At 61.3% G+C, this 16,314-nt stretch carries 11 protein-coding genes and 1 pseudogene; 9 read left to right on the top strand and 3 right to left on the bottom strand.

Annotated features, from left to right (window positions below):
- Nucleotides 1-24: 24 nt before the first annotated feature.
- Nucleotides 25-1,404 (bottom strand): branched-chain amino acid transport system II carrier protein, encoded by a 1,380-nt coding sequence (gene brnQ / locus AC1AV0_RS05215; RefSeq protein WP_476571788.1) that lies wholly within the window; start codon nt 1,402-1,404, stop codon nt 25-27.
- 362 nt (nt 1,405-1,766) lie between these two features.
- On the opposite strand from brnQ, the gene AC1AV0_RS05210 reads away from it, so the two are divergent.
- From AC1AV0_RS05210 to AC1AV0_RS05200, 3 genes are all read left to right on the top strand, one after another.
- A complete protein-coding gene (locus AC1AV0_RS05210) occupies nt 1,767-2,402 on the top strand; it encodes a YczE/YyaS/YitT family protein (protein WP_476571787.1) in 636 nt (211 codons plus the stop codon).
- Between the two features lie 285 nt (nt 2,403-2,687).
- Nucleotides 2,688-5,846, top strand: coding sequence for a glycoside hydrolase family 3 protein (locus AC1AV0_RS05205; RefSeq protein ID WP_476571786.1), 3,159 nt, complete (start codon nt 2,688-2,690; stop codon nt 5,844-5,846).
- Between the two features lie 162 nt (nt 5,847-6,008).
- Nucleotides 6,009-6,923 (top strand): LysR family transcriptional regulator, encoded by a 915-nt coding sequence (locus tag AC1AV0_RS05200; RefSeq protein ID WP_476571785.1) that lies wholly within the window; start codon nt 6,009-6,011, stop codon nt 6,921-6,923.
- Between the two features lie 73 nt (nt 6,924-6,996).
- On the opposite strand, the gene AC1AV0_RS05195 is transcribed toward AC1AV0_RS05200, so the two are convergent.
- Nucleotides 6,997-9,030, bottom strand: a complete 2,034-nt coding sequence (locus AC1AV0_RS05195; RefSeq protein ID WP_476571784.1) for an AMP-dependent synthetase/ligase — start codon at nt 9,028-9,030, stop codon at nt 6,997-6,999.
- A 277-nt stretch (nt 9,031-9,307) separates the two neighbouring features.
- Here AC1AV0_RS05195 and AC1AV0_RS05190 point away from each other — a divergent pair, with 277 nt between their 5' ends.
- From AC1AV0_RS05190 to AC1AV0_RS05180, 3 genes and pseudogenes are all read left to right on the top strand, one after another.
- Nucleotides 9,308-10,459, top strand: a complete 1,152-nt coding sequence (locus tag AC1AV0_RS05190) for a Rossmann-fold NAD(P)-binding domain-containing protein (RefSeq protein ID WP_476571783.1) — start codon at nt 9,308-9,310, stop codon at nt 10,457-10,459.
- Nucleotides 10,460-10,462: 3 nt separating this feature from the next.
- The gene (locus tag AC1AV0_RS05185; protein WP_072726667.1) at nt 10,463-10,765 is read left to right on the top strand and encodes an NAD(P) transhydrogenase subunit alpha part 2; all 303 of its coding nucleotides are present in this window, start codon (nt 10,463-10,465) and stop codon (nt 10,763-10,765) included.
- A gap of 3 nt (nt 10,766-10,768) precedes the next feature.
- A pseudogene (locus AC1AV0_RS05180) lies at nt 10,769-12,190 on the top strand (NAD(P)(+) transhydrogenase (Re/Si-specific) subunit beta); the annotation flags it as partial.
- 67 nt (nt 12,191-12,257) lie between these two features.
- Here AC1AV0_RS05180 and AC1AV0_RS05175 read toward each other — a convergent pair.
- On the bottom strand, nt 12,258-13,268 hold the full coding sequence (locus AC1AV0_RS05175) for an alpha/beta hydrolase (RefSeq protein ID WP_476571782.1): 1,011 nt from the start codon (nt 13,266-13,268) through the stop codon (nt 12,258-12,260).
- Nucleotides 13,269-13,515: 247 nt separating this feature from the next.
- Here AC1AV0_RS05175 and AC1AV0_RS05170 point away from each other — a divergent pair, with 247 nt between their 5' ends.
- The 3 genes from AC1AV0_RS05170 (at nt 13,516) to AC1AV0_RS05160 (ending at nt 16,301) form a co-directional block, all read left to right on the top strand.
- Nucleotides 13,516-14,094: a 50S ribosomal protein L25/general stress protein Ctc gene (locus AC1AV0_RS05170; RefSeq protein ID WP_476571780.1), complete on the top strand. Its 579-nt coding sequence runs from the start codon at nt 13,516-13,518 to the stop codon at nt 14,092-14,094.
- Between the two features lie 227 nt (nt 14,095-14,321).
- A complete protein-coding gene (locus AC1AV0_RS05165; protein WP_476571778.1) occupies nt 14,322-15,449 on the top strand; it encodes a branched-chain amino acid aminotransferase in 1,128 nt (375 codons plus the stop codon).
- A gap of 186 nt (nt 15,450-15,635) precedes the next feature.
- Nucleotides 15,636-16,301, top strand: coding sequence for a trimeric intracellular cation channel family protein (locus tag AC1AV0_RS05160; RefSeq protein WP_476571776.1), 666 nt, complete (start codon nt 15,636-15,638; stop codon nt 16,299-16,301).
- The last annotated feature ends 13 nt before the right edge of the window (nt 16,302-16,314 follow it).

The following is a 16,314-nucleotide window of genomic DNA, read 5'->3' as shown; positions in this document are numbered from 1 at the left end:
GATCTCCTCGTTGACGCGCTCGCCTCAGCAACGACGCAGCAGGCTGTCTGCCATGCCGATGACGAGGCCGATGAGGGCCGGGACGACCCAGCCGAGAGTGAATTGGCTGAGCGGCAGCCATGACAGCATCTGGTCCAGCCAATGAATCGAAATCCCGAATACCTCGGCGAGACTGGCGATGCAGCGCAAACCTGCCGCGACTCCCGTGAACAGCACGGTCCAGAAATAGACGCGCGGGAACCGGGCGGAGAACACGTTATGGGCGAGCGAAAGCGCGACCAATACGATGGCGATCGGATACAGGGCGGACAGCACCGGCACCGACACCTTGATGATCATACTCAGTCCCGCATTCGAGACGACGAAACTGAATACGGTGAACGCCAACGTCCACACCCGATAGCTGACGTGATGACCGGCGACGGTGGGGAAGCGGCTTTGGAAATACGAACTGCACGTGCAGATCAGTCCGGTGCACACGTTCAGGCAGGCGATGACGAACACGACACCCAGAAACGCCGTGCCGAAGGGGCCGAACATCGCACTGGTGAGATTCGTAAGCACGGTCGCGCCCGTATCCGATTTCGGATCAATCGCGGCCAGTGAGCCGGACACTACGCCGACGAACGACAGCGCACTGTAGATCACAATCAGCAGCACGCCGGTGCCGAGACCCGCGTATCCGGTTTCGCGCCGCACCTGCGGGCCGGAATCCACACCCATCTGCCTGACGTTAGCGGAGATCACAATACCGAAATACAACGCGGCCAAAAGATCCATCGTCTGATAGCCGTCCAAAAAGCCCCGAGCCAGCTGACCGTCGGCGTAATCGCCCATCGGCGCGGCCGTTTCGCCTTGGAATCCCATCACGCATGCGGCAAACAGCAGGGCAATCAGCACCAGCAGCAGCGGCCCCATGAATCGGCCGAGGACTTTCGAAAGCCGTTCCGGATTGCGCGAGAGCAGCAACGCGACCGCGAAGAACACGAAGGAGTACGCCAGTTGGGTAAGCCATTTGGGCGTCTCGCCGGCGAAAGGCACCACGGCCATTTCAAAGGATGTGGTGGCGGTGCGGGGAATCGCGAAGCATGGGCCGATGGTGAGCATAATCGCCACGCCTAATCCTTTGGCGAAGCCGGGGGAGACGCGTTCGGCGAGGTGTTCAAAACCTCCGGCGGCGGAAACCGCCATCACGCCCAACACCGGCAGTCCCACGGCGGAGACGATGAATCCGACCGTCGCCACCATGGTGCGAGACCCGGCCTGCGCGCCGAGAAACGGAGGGAAGATGAGATTGCCCGCGCCGAAGAACATCGAGAAGAACGTAAAGGTGAGCAGCATGCGTTCGCGCGCACCCAGAGCGGGTTTCTTCGTCGTATCCGCGCCTTGCACGATATCGGTCATATACACACCTCTTTTTCTCATACCGTCCATCCGGCATGGTCGCTTCCACGCATCTTACGTGTTTTACGAGAGCTCATACGAGGTTACTCCATGGTCGGTGCGAGTTTGGTGTGTTCGGATGACGATGCGGCGACGATTTTCCACACCAAACTTGAGAATCAATCGTTTTACACGACCTACTTCGCAAAGCCCGACACACCAAACTCTCTTAACTGCTCTGAGACCTATCGGTCGGAGTGAAACGGCGTGCCGTTATTCAGACCTCTTCTTAAGATGACCGATGGCTCGGCCCGCTGCGCGATGGTGCAACGGGCCGAATTGTTTGAAGAAGGAGGAATACCACGAATAACATCGTTCCACGCATGCTGCTGTTCGTCGCGGGAGTCGTCATCAACGCGTTCGGCGTCGCGCTCATCACCAAAAGCAATCTCGGCACCTCGCAGATATCAAGCGTGCCGTATGTGCTCAGTCTGCAATATCCGGCGGTGAGTTTCGGTGTGACGACCTTCGTTATGAATCTGGCGTTCATTGTTATGCAGATGATTCTGCTGCGCGGCCAGTTCAAGCCCTCGCAGTTCATGCAGGTCGTGGTCAATGTGATCTTCAGCGGCATGCTTGAGGTGGGTATGCTGATGCTCTCGTTCCTCAACCCGACCCAGCTGTGGGAACGCCTGGTATGCGTGGTCGTCGGTTGCATCGTGCTGGGATTCGGCATCAGTCTCGAGGTCGCGCCGAATCTGGTCATGGTTCCCGGCGAGGGCGCCGTGTACGCGCTGTCGATCGTCACCAAAGCGAAATACGGCACGGCGAAAATCATATTCGATCTCGCTCTGATCATCATCGCGGTCGCGTTGTCGTTCGTCTTCTTCGGCCGCCTCAACGGCGTGGGACTCGGCACTATCGTCTCCGCGCTGGTCGTGGGAACCTTCATCAATTTCTTCAATCGCCATTTGAAGTTCCTCGACCGCATCCGAGCCCTCGCTCTAGGGCGTGATTAAGAAACAACACACTGAAGACCGCCGCAAAACGGTTGACAGATTATGCGCCGAAAACGACAGGTTGTCGGCGATGACCGGCAGTGTTCCTTTCTGTTCAGATGGGAGTCAGACATCATCTCTCCTTGTGTCATAAGGGATTGCGAAGCATTCATATGTAATGCATTCAGTTTGTGAATGTATTACACGTACGAAATTCGAATTGGTTTGCGTGGGACAGTTTCGCGACTATAAAAGCACGAGCGCCGACGACGAAGCGGCATTCCGCAACATACAAGGAGAATTGAGATGAGTTCGAATCCGAAACTCAAAATGAGTCCACGCCGATTCAACACCATTTGGAGCGCCATCGTGGCGGTCATTGTGGTGCTGGCGCTTGCCGCCACCATCGCGATGAATTTCTTCTCGCTGTCCATGGAGATATTCCTCGGACGAGGCGCCCAAGTGGTCAGTGTCGATTCGGAGATGTCTGATGTGAACGCCTCATACTATGAGGATCCCGTCGAGAACCTCGACGAACACACCGACCAGACGGCACTAGCCATCGCCGAAGAGGGCATCGTGCTGATGAAGAACAACAACGATACCCTGCCGCTGGCGAAGGATTCCGCGGTCACGCCATTTGGATACCGCTACATCAGTCCGATTTACGGAGGTACCGGTTCCGGTAGCGTGAACACATCATCCTCGCGCATCTACACCGCGCAAAGCGCGCTCGGCGAATACTTCTCCGTCAACGAACAGGTTGAGGATGCCATGGAATCGGCAACCGCCCGTGGATTGGATGCAGAAGGCTATCAGAATCCTGATGAGCAAAGCGGATTCGAAGGGGCGACCGAGAAGATTATCGAATATGATCCCAGCATCTACACCGGACTCGAGGACTCCGCCCATGGCACCACCGGCATCGTGTTCATCGGTCGTTCCGGTGGCGAAGGCCGCGACGTGAACGCCGACGTGCCCGGTAGTCAGGTCGATGGCACGGGATACGCCGACGGCACGCCGCACCAGCTGGCGCTTAGCGAGGATGAGAAGACCACGCTGCGTTTCGCCAAGGCGAACTGCGACAAGGTTGTGGTGGTGCTTGACACGTCCAACGTCATGGAGGTCGCCGATCTTATGGAGGACGGTGGCGAGCTGTCCGCCGATGCGATCGTATGGATCGGCGGCCCCGGTGGACAAGGATTCAAAGCCCTGGCCGAGATTCTGTGCGGTGATGTGAACCCGTCCGGCAAGACCGTCGACACGTGGATGACCGATATCATGGCCGATCCGAGCATGTCGAACTTCGGCAACGCCGAATACACCGACCTCTATCTGCTGCAGGGCGGCTACCCGAATCCGGTGGGAGACCCCACCGAGATGAACTTCATCGAATATGAGGAGAACATCTACGTTGGATACCGCTATTACGAAACCGTGGACGACACCGGCGGAGACTTCACCGTCAATGGCGAAAGCGGTCGCACCTACGACGATGCCGTTCAGATGCCTTTCGGCTACGGCCTGAGCTACGGCACCGACTTCGATCAGACAATCGTTTCCACCGAAGAGACCGACGATAGCGTGAGCCTCACCGTGCGCGTGACCAACAACGGCACTCGCGCCGGCAAGGATGTGGTGCAGGCGTACTACAACCCGCCGTACACCGAATTCGACGCCGAAAACGGCATCGAAAAATCCACGGTCAATCTCATCGCCTTCGAGAAGACCGATGACATCGCGCCGGGCGAATCAGAAACCATCGTCATCGACATCGACAAGGAAGACCTCGCCTCCTACAGCTACACCCATGAGAACTCGGACGGCACCGTGGGCGCCTATCTGCTTGAGGCCGGCGACTACGCGTTGAGCATCAATGAGACCGCGCACGACGAGTACGATTCCGTGACTATGAACGTGCCTGAGACCATCTGGTACGACAACGACAATCCGCGTCAATCCGACATCGATGCGCAGTCCGCGCTCGATGAAGACGGCAATCCGACCGGAGAACCTGCCAGCGGCGAGGACTTCGTCGCCGCGACCAACCTGTTCCAAGAACTCTCCGATCATATGGAGAACACGGATCAGCTTACGCGCGCCAACGGTGCACTGAGCAACACCGCTACTTTCCCGACCGAAGAGGAGATGGCCGAGATTCCTGAAGGCTTCTATTACAGCACCGCGGAAGACGGTACCATGACGCTGGAGCAGATGGACCTCGACACCGATACCACGCTCGGCAACACCGAGGAAAGCAAGGTCTACACCGAGGACATGCCCACCACCAACGCCGACAACGACCTGACCTTGTCCGATCTGCGCGGCGTGGACTACAACGATCCGCTGTGGGACGAACTACTCGATCAGCTCGATTTGAATGAGTCCAGCCTGTACGTGGCCTTGGCCGCATCTTATGACCAGACCGCTCAAATCGGCTCGATCAGCAAGCCCTCGACGGTGGACTTCGACGGTCCGCAGGGCATCGTCGGTTCCATCACCGATGCCACCGAATACACTGCGTATCCGACCGAACCGATCATCGCTGCTACGTTCAATCGCGACCTCGCCTACGAGATGGGTGACAGCGTTGGTCAGGAAGCAGCCGCCGCGGGAGTGAATTCGTGGTATGCGCCTGCTGCGAACATTCACCGTTCGCCCTTCTCCGGACGCAACTTCGAATACTTCTCGGAGGATCCTGTGCTGTCCGGATCCATGCTCGCCAGCGAGGTCACCGGTGCCTCAGCACAGGGCCTCATCACCACGATCAAGCATTTCGCTCTCAACGACCAAGAGATGTACGACAACGACCGTAGCCGTGTGGCCACTTGGGCCAACGAGCAGGCCATGCGTGAAATCTACCTCAAGCCATTCGAGATGGCGATCAAGAACGCGATGATGACCGTGAACTATGTGAACGGCGACAAGCAGACCGTCTCCAAAACAATGCGCGGCGCCACCGCCGTAATGGGGTGCATGAACTACATCGGCACCACTTGGGGCGGCGCGAGCTACGCGCTCAACACCGAACTGTTGCGAGACGAATGGGGATTCAACGGATTCCTGATCTCCGACATGGTGATGAACGCCGGCTCGAACAGCGTCGATCAGGCGTTGCGTTCCGGCACCGATAGCTGGATGGCGTGGGGAACCGCGTTCACTTCGCTGATCGAGGATAATTCCTCGGCCACGGGTGTGAGCACCATCCGCCGTGCGGTCAAGAACATGAGCTATGCCATCGTCAACAGCCGCACCATGAACGGCATTGCCCCCGGAACGGTCATCACCTACAAGACCTCGCCGTGGAAAATCTGGCTGGGTGTCGGAGACGCCGTGGCAGCCGTACTGGCGATTGGATTGGTCGTGATGATGGTTCGTCGCACCAAGCATGCCAAGACGCATCCCGAACTGTACAAGTCCGGCGGCAAGCAGGCGGCAGCGCCTGAGGCCAACGGCGAACAGTAAACAACGTATCATCCCATTGCATTGCAGGCGGCGCCCGATATCGTCGGGTGCCGCCTTTTCGCTTCCGCCGTTTGGAAGAGTGGATACGGTCGGCGTGCGGCGATTTCTGCCATACAATCTGTGTGGTGGCATCACGTATGTGAGGATGAGTGGAGGGCAAACGTGGAAATACGTGCATTGCGTTATTTCGTCACGGTCGTGCAGGAGGAGGGCATTACCGCGGCCGCCGATATATTGCGTGTCAGCCAGCCCACGTTGTCGCGCAAAATCGGCGAACTTGAGAACGAGCTGGGAGCGAGGCTGTTCGCTCGAGGCAATCGCGGGCGCGCATTGGAACTTACCCGCGAGGGGCGCATGCTCTACCGGCGTGCTTGTGAGATCATCGTGCTTGCGGACAGAGCCGAGGCGGAGATCGCAACCAGCGAGACGGTCGAAGGCGATCTGCACATCTGTGCGGCGCAGACCAGCGCGATGCGAGTCATCGCCAAAGCGGTCGTCGCTTTGCGTGAACGCCATCCCGGTGTGATGGTGCACTTGCAGGACGCCTACAGCGATGACATCATCGAACGACTCAATAACGGTCTGACCGACTTCGGACTGCTGGCGCAACCGGTGGATATGAGCGGCTTTGACTATCTTGATGTTCCCGGTCGCGACCTCTTAGGTCTGGTGGTGCGCGAAGACCACCCCTTGGCGGGGCGGAAAAGCGTCGGTATGGGGGACCTCAAAGGTTTGCCCGCTGTTGTGCCTAAAGGTGCGATCAGCCGTAATGATGCGTTGGTCCAGAGACGGCACCTAACCGAGGGCCTTCATGTGGTCGGTACGATGAATCTTGCGCATAACGCCGGATATCTGGTGCGTGAAGGAATCGGAGCGATGCTTTGCCCCGCCAGCGTCGCGCATGCCGAAGAGGGGAGCGGACTGGTGTTCTTGCCCGTCTCTCCCGAAAATCCCGTACGCGTGAGTTTGGCGTGGAAGAAGAACCAGACGCTGTCGCGCCAAGCCGAGGCTTTCCTTGCGATACTGCGCGACATTATTCACGCAGAACCGTCCGATGGCGAGGAAGATAGCGTATGACGGAAAATATGAGTGGCGCTCCGACGGAACGGTCTGTCGGAGCGCCACTCATACGGTGTTGAACCGGAAACGGTTACTTCTTCTTGGTGGTGTACATCTGCGTGTTGAGCAGCGTGGCGTAATGCTTGATCACCTTCGGACGGATCACCTTCATGGAGGCGGTCATCAGGCCGTTCTCCTGGCTGAACTCCTCGGGCAGCACGATGAACTTGCGCACGGATTCGGCTCGGGAGACGCCGTCGTTCGCCTGATCCACATACTTCTGCACTTCGGCGCGCACGGCCGCGTTGTTCGCGGCGTCCTCCAGCGACATAGTCTTGTCGAGTCCCTTGGATTCCAGCCACGGGCGCAGCGACTCCTCATCCAAGGTCACCAGTGCGGAGATGAACGGGCGCTTGTCGCCGAGCACCAGCGCCTGCGAGACGAAGGAGCAGCGCTGGATCACCTCTTCAATCGGGCCGGGGGAGACGTTCTTGCCGCCTGCGGTGATGATGAGGTCCTTCTTACGGCCGGTGATGTAGAGGAATCCGTCGTTGTCGAGGCGGCCCAGATCGCCGGTGGCGTACCATCCGTCCTCGGTGAAGGAGCTTTCGGTGGCTTCCTCGTTCTTGTGGTAGCGCGGGAACACGGCCGTGCCCTTGACCTGGATCTCGTCGTCCTCGGCGATGCGCACGCTGAAGCCGGGGAACGCCACGCCCACGGAACCGGGATGGTACGGCGTGCCCAGCGGCGTGAAGGCGCAGGGGGCGGTCGTCTCGGTCAGGCCATAGCCCTCGTACACCGGAACGTTGGCGCCGCGGAAGAAGGCGAGCAGTTCCGGATCGAGCGGGGCGCCGCCGGCGACGATCCACTTGGCGCGGCCGCCGAGCACGTCGCGCAGCGCCTTGTAGACCACCGGGTCGAAGGCGGCGCGGCGGGTGCGGGTGAGCGCACGCACCTTGCCCTCGCCCAGCTCGGCCATATAGTTCTGCGCGGCGACCACGGCGGCGGCGAACGCCACGCCCTTCGCGCCGTGCCCGGCCTTCTGCGAGGCGGCGTTGTACACCTTCTCCAGCACGCGGGGCACCACAATCATCACGGTCGGCTTAGCCACCTGCAGGTCGGAGATCAGCGTCTTGATGCCCTGCGCGATATAGATATGCAGTTCGGACGCCACCACGATGTAGTTGATCGCGCGGGCGAAGGAATGCGCCTGCGGCAGGAACAGCAGCACGGAATGGTTTTTGTCGTGCAGCAGCTCGGGCATGTAGTTCGGCAGATTCAACGCGGTGGTGCAGTAGTGCTCATGCGTCATCTCCACGCCCTTCGGCGCGGCCGTGGAGCCGGAGGTGTAGACGATCGAGCATAGGTCCGTCTTCTTCACGGAGTCGATGCGCGCGTCGAGTTCCTCGTCGCTGACGGAGGCACCGTAGGCCTTGATCTCATCCAGTCCACCGGTTTCGATGGTGATAACGCGTTCCAGCGACGGGCATTCCTCCACCAGACCGTCGGCTTCGTCGCGCATGTCGGTGGTTTCGACGATGAGCAGGCGTGCGTCGGAATTGTTGACGATATTGCGGATCTGCTCGGCCGAATCGGTGTCGTAGATGGTTGCGAGCACGCCGCCGCAGGCCATGATCGCCGCGTCGGTCAGATCCCATTCATAGGAGGTGCGGCACATGAACGCCACCGCGTCGCCCTTCTTCAGGCCATAGTGGAGCAGGCCCTTGGCCACGGCGCGTACTTCGGCGAGGAACTCGTTGGCCGTCACGGTGTTCCACTGGTCGCCGCTCTTGAAGGTGTAGAGCGGTTCATCACCCATACGTTCGGCGCGGTCGGCGTAGATGTCATAGATGGACATGCCCTCGTCCAGCGGCGGGTTGCCTTCCGTGCGGGTGGTCAGCAGCTTGCTCACCGGGTCGATATCGGTGACGGAGGGGAATCCCGGCCCCCATTCGGCGCTGTAGGGGAGCGAGACCTGACTGGTGGCGGCGAAATCCGAGCCGGCGGCGTAGTCAGGACGGTCACCCGAATCATCGCTGACCGGATGCACGAAGTCTGCGCCCAATCGCAGCGCCATACGCGTCAGATTCGCGGTCTGCTGCTTGACTGAGGAAATAATGGACACGTGATGCTCCTTGAAAGGCGTTCTCTATAACCGTAAAGGTTCTCAAAACCGCCAGTTTAGTCATCAAATCGCGACACGTCACCTTACGCTACCGTAAGGATTCGCGCATCATTTGGACGAACGCACAAAACGGAGGGTTCTCATTTGGCGAAACGGCCCGGACCTACCTCGCCCCCGTGGGTTACACTGTTCGGCTGTACACCATGACCTGTTACGAACACGCTTCCCCTATGTGACGACGTGTTATGACATGGTTTCGAAAGAAGAAAGGGCTCTCATGGCTGAAACCCAGAAAGCCACGGTGACTTTCGGCGTTCTGAACGAGACGTCGGATATCGAGTCGCGCGTCGCGTTGACGCCCGACATCGTCACCCGGCTGGGCAAGAGCGGCGTCTCCTGCCTGATCGAAAGCGGCGCGGGCGCTGCCGCACAGTACACGGACGAGGATTATGCGAACGCGGGCGCGAAGGTCGCCTCCCGCGATGAGGTGATCGCCGGCGCCGACGCGCTCGGCTTCGTCGACCGTCCGTCCGCCGAAACGCTGGCCAAGGTCAAGGCCGGCACGTGGATCATCGGCATGCTCGGCTCGTTCACCGACGCCGATTATGTCGCCTCGCTCGAGAACGCCGGTCTGGTCGGCGTCGCCATCGAAAAGCTGCCGCGCCAGCTTTCCTCCGCGCAGTCGATGGACGAGATGACCTCGCAGAACTCCGTTATGGGCTATAAGGCCGCCATCGCAGCCGCCGACGCCTACGGCTCCTTCCTGCCGATGATGACCACCGCCGCCGGCACGATTCGTCCGGCCAAGGCGCTGGTGCTCGGCGCCGGCATCGCCGGCCTGCAGGCCATCGGCACGCTCAAGCGTCTCGGCGCGGTCGTCACCGCGTACGACGTGCGTCCCGCCTCCAAGGGCGAGGTCGAGTCGCTGGGCGCGAAGTTCCTCGATCTGGGACTCGATTTCTCCGCCGGTCAGGGCGAGGGTGGCTACGCCCGCGCGCTCACCGCCGAGGAGCAGGCCGCCCAGCAGGCCGCGGTCGATGAGAAGGCCGCCGGCTTCGACATCGTCATCACCACCGCCAAGGTGCCGGGCCGCAAGCCCCCGGTGCTGCTCACCAAGGCCGGTGTCGACGGACTGCACCGCGGTGCCGTGATCGTCGACTGCGCCGCCTCCGACCTCGGCGGCAACGTCGAGGGTTCCGTGATCGGCGAGCAGATCACCGACGGCGGCGTCAAGATCATCGGCGCTCCGTATCTGGCCTCCGGCGTCGCCACCACGGCCTCCAACCTGCTCAGCCGCAACGTGGCCGACGTGCTCGCCCACTTCGTGCGCGACGGCAAGCTGGCCCAGGACCTGTCCGAAGAGCTTGACGACGCGCTGGTCGTGGCCGGCCGCGTCGAAGCTCCGGCCGCCAAGAAGGAAGAGGAGTAAACCATGCCCACTCTTGTCGTTTCCATCACCCTGTTCGTCCTCGCCCTGCTCATCGGCATCGAGGTGATCGGCAAGGTGCCCGCCACCCTGCACACCCCGCTGATGTCCGGCGCGAACTCGATCCACGGCATCGTCATCGTCGGCGTCGTCATCGTCGCGGCCGAAGCCAATTCGCCGCTCGCCTACGTGTTCATCTTCCTGGCCGCCGTGCTGGGCACGATGAACGTGGTCGGCGGCTATGTGGTCACCGACCGCATGCTCGAGATGTTCAAGTCCAATAAGAACGAGAAGAAGGGGGAGAAGTAAGCCATGGCAACTGAAACCATCGGAGCCATCGACATCGTCGCCTGGTTCGTCTATCTGTTCTCCGCCGTCATGTTCGTGGTCGGCCTGCACTACATGAACTCGCCGAAGACCGCGCGCAAGGGCAATATGATCTCCGCTTTCGGCATGGTCGTGGCCGTGCTGATGGCCTTCATCGTGCTGTTCGCCAAGGGATTCATCTCCACCGTGGCTGTGGTGATCCTCGTCGTGGGCATCGCCATCGGCGCGATCGCCGGTGTGGTCTCCGCCAAGAAGGTGAAGATGACCGACATGCCGCAGCTCGTCTCCGTGTTCAACACGGTGGGCGGCGGCGCAGCGGCCCTTGTCGCGCTCAACGACATCCTCACCAAGGCCGAAACGCCAGACATCGTCGTGCTCATCACCGCCGGCCTCGGCGTGGTGATCGGTTCCGTCACCTTCACTGGCTCGCTGGTCGCCGCCGGCAAGCTGCAGGGCCTCAAGTTCATGCGCAAGCTCACCCTGCCCGCCAAGGGCGTGTGGAACGTGGCCTTCATCGCGCTCACCCTCATCGCCTTCGTGATGCTGTGCGTGCAGCCCGAGCAGCGTCTGCTGTGGAGCGTGCTGGCCACCGTGTTCGCCCTCTGCTACGGCCTCGTGTTCGTCATCCCGATTGGCGGCGCCGACATGCCCGTCGTGATCTCCGTGCTCAACGCCTGCACCGGCACCGCCGTGGCCATGTCCGGTCTCGCCATCGACAACGTGGCGCTGATCGTGGCCGGCGCGCTCGTCGGCTCCGCCGGCGTGACCCTCTCCATCCTCATGGCCCAGGCCATGAACCGTCCGCTGCTGTCCGTCCTCGCCGGCGGCTTCGGCGGCGGCTCCTCGGCCGCCGGTGACGCCGAAGGCCCCGAAGGCACCATGAAGGAAACCACCGCCGATGACGTGGCCGTCCAGCTCGTCTACGCGGAGAAGGTCATCTTCGTGCCCGGCTTCGGCCTGGCCCAGGCGCAGGCCCAGCGCGAGCTCGCCGACCTCGGCGAACTGCTCAAGGGCCACGGCGTCGAAGTCTCCTACGCCATCCACCCGGTCGCCGGCCGTATGCCCGGCCACATGAACGTGCTGCTCGCCGAAGCCAACGTGCCCTACGAGGAGCTCGTCGACCTCGACGACATCAACCCGCAGTTCCCGACCGCCAACGTGGCGCTCGTCGTCGGCGCGAACGACGTGACCAACCCGGCCGCCCGTCGCCCCGGCACCCCGGTCTCCGGCATGCCGATCCTCGACGTCGACATGGCTCAGAACGTCGTCGTCATGAAGCGCGGCCGCGGCAAGGGCTACGCCGGCATCGAAAACGAGCTGTACTTCAAGGACAACTCGCAGATGCTGTTCGGCGACGCGAAGTCGGGGCTACAAGCCGTCATCGCAGCCGTCAAGGAATTGATCGCATTGCGGAACGACATCAAAAGAGGCTCCCCTCAGGGGAGCCTCTTTCTCATAGCGGGTGAAGCGCGTGTCAGGCATCGAATGTGCGGCGTACGAATGCGCCGACCCTGCGCCAATAGCGTTCTGGGTCGGTGCAGGAGCTCATCGCGTGAACGGCGGAGGGAATCAGCAGTTTCTCACGGTCGATGCTGGCGCACGCCTCATAGTTACGTTCCAGGAACGACGCCGGGACGAAGTCGTCCGCGCCGCCGTGGATGAACATCATCGGAATCGTCGTATGCCGCAGCGACTCGACGCAGGATGCCTCACGGAATCCGTATCCGGCGCGGCGCTTGGCGATCAACCCGGTCACGTCCACGACAAGAGCCGCCATCCACCGCGGCATACGGTACATGCTTCTGGCCTGCGCGATGAACTCGTCGCGCACGCACGTGTACCCGCAATCCTCGATCGCCGCGACCACATTGCGCGGCAGGGCGCGCTCTCCGACCGTCATCATCACGGTCGAAGCGCCCATGGACAGACCGAAAAGCAGAATCCGCGCCTGCGGATCGCTTTCCACAATCAAGTCGATCCAGCGCATCAGATCGAGCCGTTCCAACCATCCCATGCCAACATAGCGGCCCTCGCTCGGCTCATGGCCGCGTGAGGCCGGAACCAGCACCGTGAATCCCATTCTCGCGAAACGGCGTGCGTATTTGGCCATCTGTTCGGGGCCTCCGCTGTACCCATGGCAACAGATCGCATAACGATGCGCGGCGGGGGAGGCGCAGTCAGGATCGAGCAGCCAACCACGCAACGCGTATCCGTCATGGCTGCGGATGGAGACCGGCTGACGGGATTGCACGAACCAGTCATCGGCCTGAGCCTCCTCATCAGCATCGAAGCATAAGCCTTCAAGATTCGCGTTTGGCACCGTTTCGTTGCGCAACCGTGCGATCATCGACCTAGGAAATTTCGTGTCCACGGCGAAATTGAACAGATAGCGCGACACGGCGAACAACGCCCCGGCGGCGGCCAACGCGGACACGCCCGCTCCCAGCGCGACCTTGCCTGCGACGCCCATGGATGACTGTTTCATGAGAACCTCGGTTCGTTGAGGGATGCTGCTCACCATACTAACCGGCGGAAGCGGGCAAGCCCGACAGGAACGCGCGTCGAAAGGCATTGTCCACGCCCGGACTATACTTGGAGCCTGTTGCTTTGGCGAGGGAAGCTGCACGGCAGACTTCCGTTATCGACTCGGCGTTCGATTCACTCCTTGAGTGTGTTCCTTCGGCGCGTCGATGCGCCCGGGCGAAACGTACGAAACGATTCAAGGAGTCATCATGGCTGTTACCATCACCCTCGAAGGTGCCAAGCGTACCGAGTTCGGCAAGGGCGTCGCCCGCCGCATGCGCGTCGCCAAGCTCATCCCCGCCACCATCTACGCCGGCGGCGCCGATCCCGAGTTCATCCAGCTCCCGATGAAGGAGACCACCCTGGCGCTGCGTCACAACAACGCCCTGTTCACCCTGAACTTCGACGGCGAAACCAAGATGGCCGTCGTCAAGGATGTGCAGCGCAACCCCGTCAAGCGCATCGTCGAGCACGTCGACTTCTACGAGGTCAAGGCCGGCGACAAGATCGACGTCGAGGTGCCGGTGTTCGTTGAAGGCACGCCGAAGGGTGCCGCCGTCGCGTTCGTCGACATGCAGGAGCTCAAGGTGCGCGCCGACGTGGCCAACCTGCCCGAGAAGATCGTCGTGAACGTCGACGGCCTGACCGACGGTTCCAAGGTTCTGCTCAAGGACGTCGTCCTGCCCGAGGGCGTCGAGCTCGACATGGATGACCTCGAGGAGCCCGTCGTCTCCGTCACCGTGCCGGAAGACGCCTCCGCCGCGGCCGAAGCTCCGGCCGCCGAGTGATGATGGCGGGACCTGATCCCGCGACCATCGGCTGACAGCATCCGGACCCATGACGGCAAGTCATGGGTCCTTTGCGTTCGGCGGCAGGGTTTTCACCATGTGAACCCCTTGCCGCACGGACGCCACCGGTGTGGAAAAGTAAAGTGCAGGCCCCATGCCACAAGCATCACGGGCGCACACCATGAATACGCCGCCCCGCGGCCGTACATTTCTAAGAAGAAGTGACTATGACTGAAAACACGCATCACGATCCGGCTGCTCTCGACAAACTCGCCGAAGCGTTCACCGTCCTGCCCAACGACAATCCCGCCTCCGACGCCAAGCGCGCCGAACTCATCGACAAGCCCGCCTTCGGACAGCTCTTCTCCGACAGCATGGCCCACATGAGCTGGACCAAGGGTGAAGGCTGGTCCGACCGCCGCATCGAGCCGTATGCGCCGCTGAAGATGGACCCGGGCGCATCTGTGCTCCACTACGCGCAGGAATGCTTCGAAGGTCTCAAGGCCTACCGTCACGCCGACGGTTCCACCTGGCTGTTCCGCCCGGACGCGAACGCCGAACGCTTCCAGAACTCCGCCAAGCGCATGTATCTGCCTGAACTGCCAATCGACGACTTCCTCGGCTCCTGCGCCGCGCTGGTCAAGCAGGATGTGAACTGGGTGCCCTCCCGCCGCGAGTACACGCTGTACCTGCGTCCGTTCATGTTCGCCTCCGAACCCTTCCTCGGCGTGCGAGCTCCCCATGAGGTGGACTATTGCGTGATCGCCAGCCCCTCCGGCCCGTACTTCCCGGGCGGCGTCAAGCCCGTGAGCATCTGGGTCGAGGATAAGTGGTTCCGCACCGGCCCCGGCGGCACCGGCTTCGCCAAGTGCGGCGGCAACTACGCCGCCTCCCTGCTCGGCGAATACAAGGGCATCGAGAACGGCTGCGAGCAGGTGTGCTTCGTGGACGCCGCCACCAAGACCTACCTTGAGGAGCTGGGCGGCATGAACATGATGATCGTCCACAAGGACGGCCATGTGGAAACCCCGTCGCTGACCGGCAACATCCTGCCCGGCGTGACCCGCCGCTCCCTGATCCAGCTCATGCAGGACCACGGCCGCGATGTGGTCGAGACGATGATCCCGCTGGAGCAGCTGCTCGAGGACATCAAGTCCGGCGAGGTGACCGAGGTGTTCGCCTGCGGCACCGCCGCCATCATCACCCCGATCGGCCGCTTCAAGTCCGACAAGTTCGACGTGACCGTGGCCGGCGGCGAATCCGGCGAGCTGACCGTGGTGCTGCGCAACGAACTGCTTGGCATCCAGCTTGGCGAGATCGAGGATCCGCACAACTGGATGTGGAAGGTCTGCTGACTCGGCTGACCACGCCTAATGTATCGAGGGCTTCCGTGCGAACGGAGGCCCTCTTTTTTGTGGATTGACGCGGACTGGCCTGACTTGAGACTAAGCGCCATATGGGGGAGTCGGGGTGCGGCGCGCCTGGTTCAAGGGAGCGTAGAGGTTTTGTTATATTGAGGGGCGGCGAAAAGGAGATCTGCGATGGAAGTGGCGCTGGAAAGCAATGCGTTTATATTGGGCATCGAATATGTGGCCATCTTCTGTTGCGGCATGGTGGGTGGATTATCGGCCGTGCGCAAGGACTATGATCTGTTCGCCATTGTCATCACCGCTTGGCTCACCGCGTTGGGCGGCGGCATCATCCGCGATGTGATGCTCGACGTGCCGCCGGTGGGCATCACCGACAAAGGCTTCGTGCTCACTGCGTTGGCCTCCGGCGTCGCGGTGGCGGTGATCCATCCGGAGGTCGACAAACTCAAATGGTCGATGCTGACCATCGATGCGCTGGCCGTCGCCCTGTTCGCTGTGAACGGCACGGCCAAGGCCATGGGATTGGGATCCTCCGGCATGACCGCCGCGTTCATGGGTATGTTCACCGCATTGGGTGGTGGATTGGTGCGCGACATGCTCATCAATGAGGTTCCGATGGTGATCCGCGACAAGCACTGGTATGCGGTGCCGTCGGCGGTGGGGTGCCTGCTGACCGTTTTCGTGTGCAAGGCGCTGAACGCGGGCTGGATCAACCTTGAATGGGAGATGGCTCTGGAGCTGGTGATCGTCGCTGTGGTGGTGGTTATGCGACTGCTGTCGGTCAAGTTCAATCTCACGGTGCCGGGAGCGGTCGAGCGCCGGCATGTGTATCTGTAGACGCTCCGCTCAG

The organism is Bifidobacterium sp. LH_558 (genome assembly GCF_056356295.1).
This window is presented reverse-complemented; position numbering and strand designations above follow the sequence as displayed.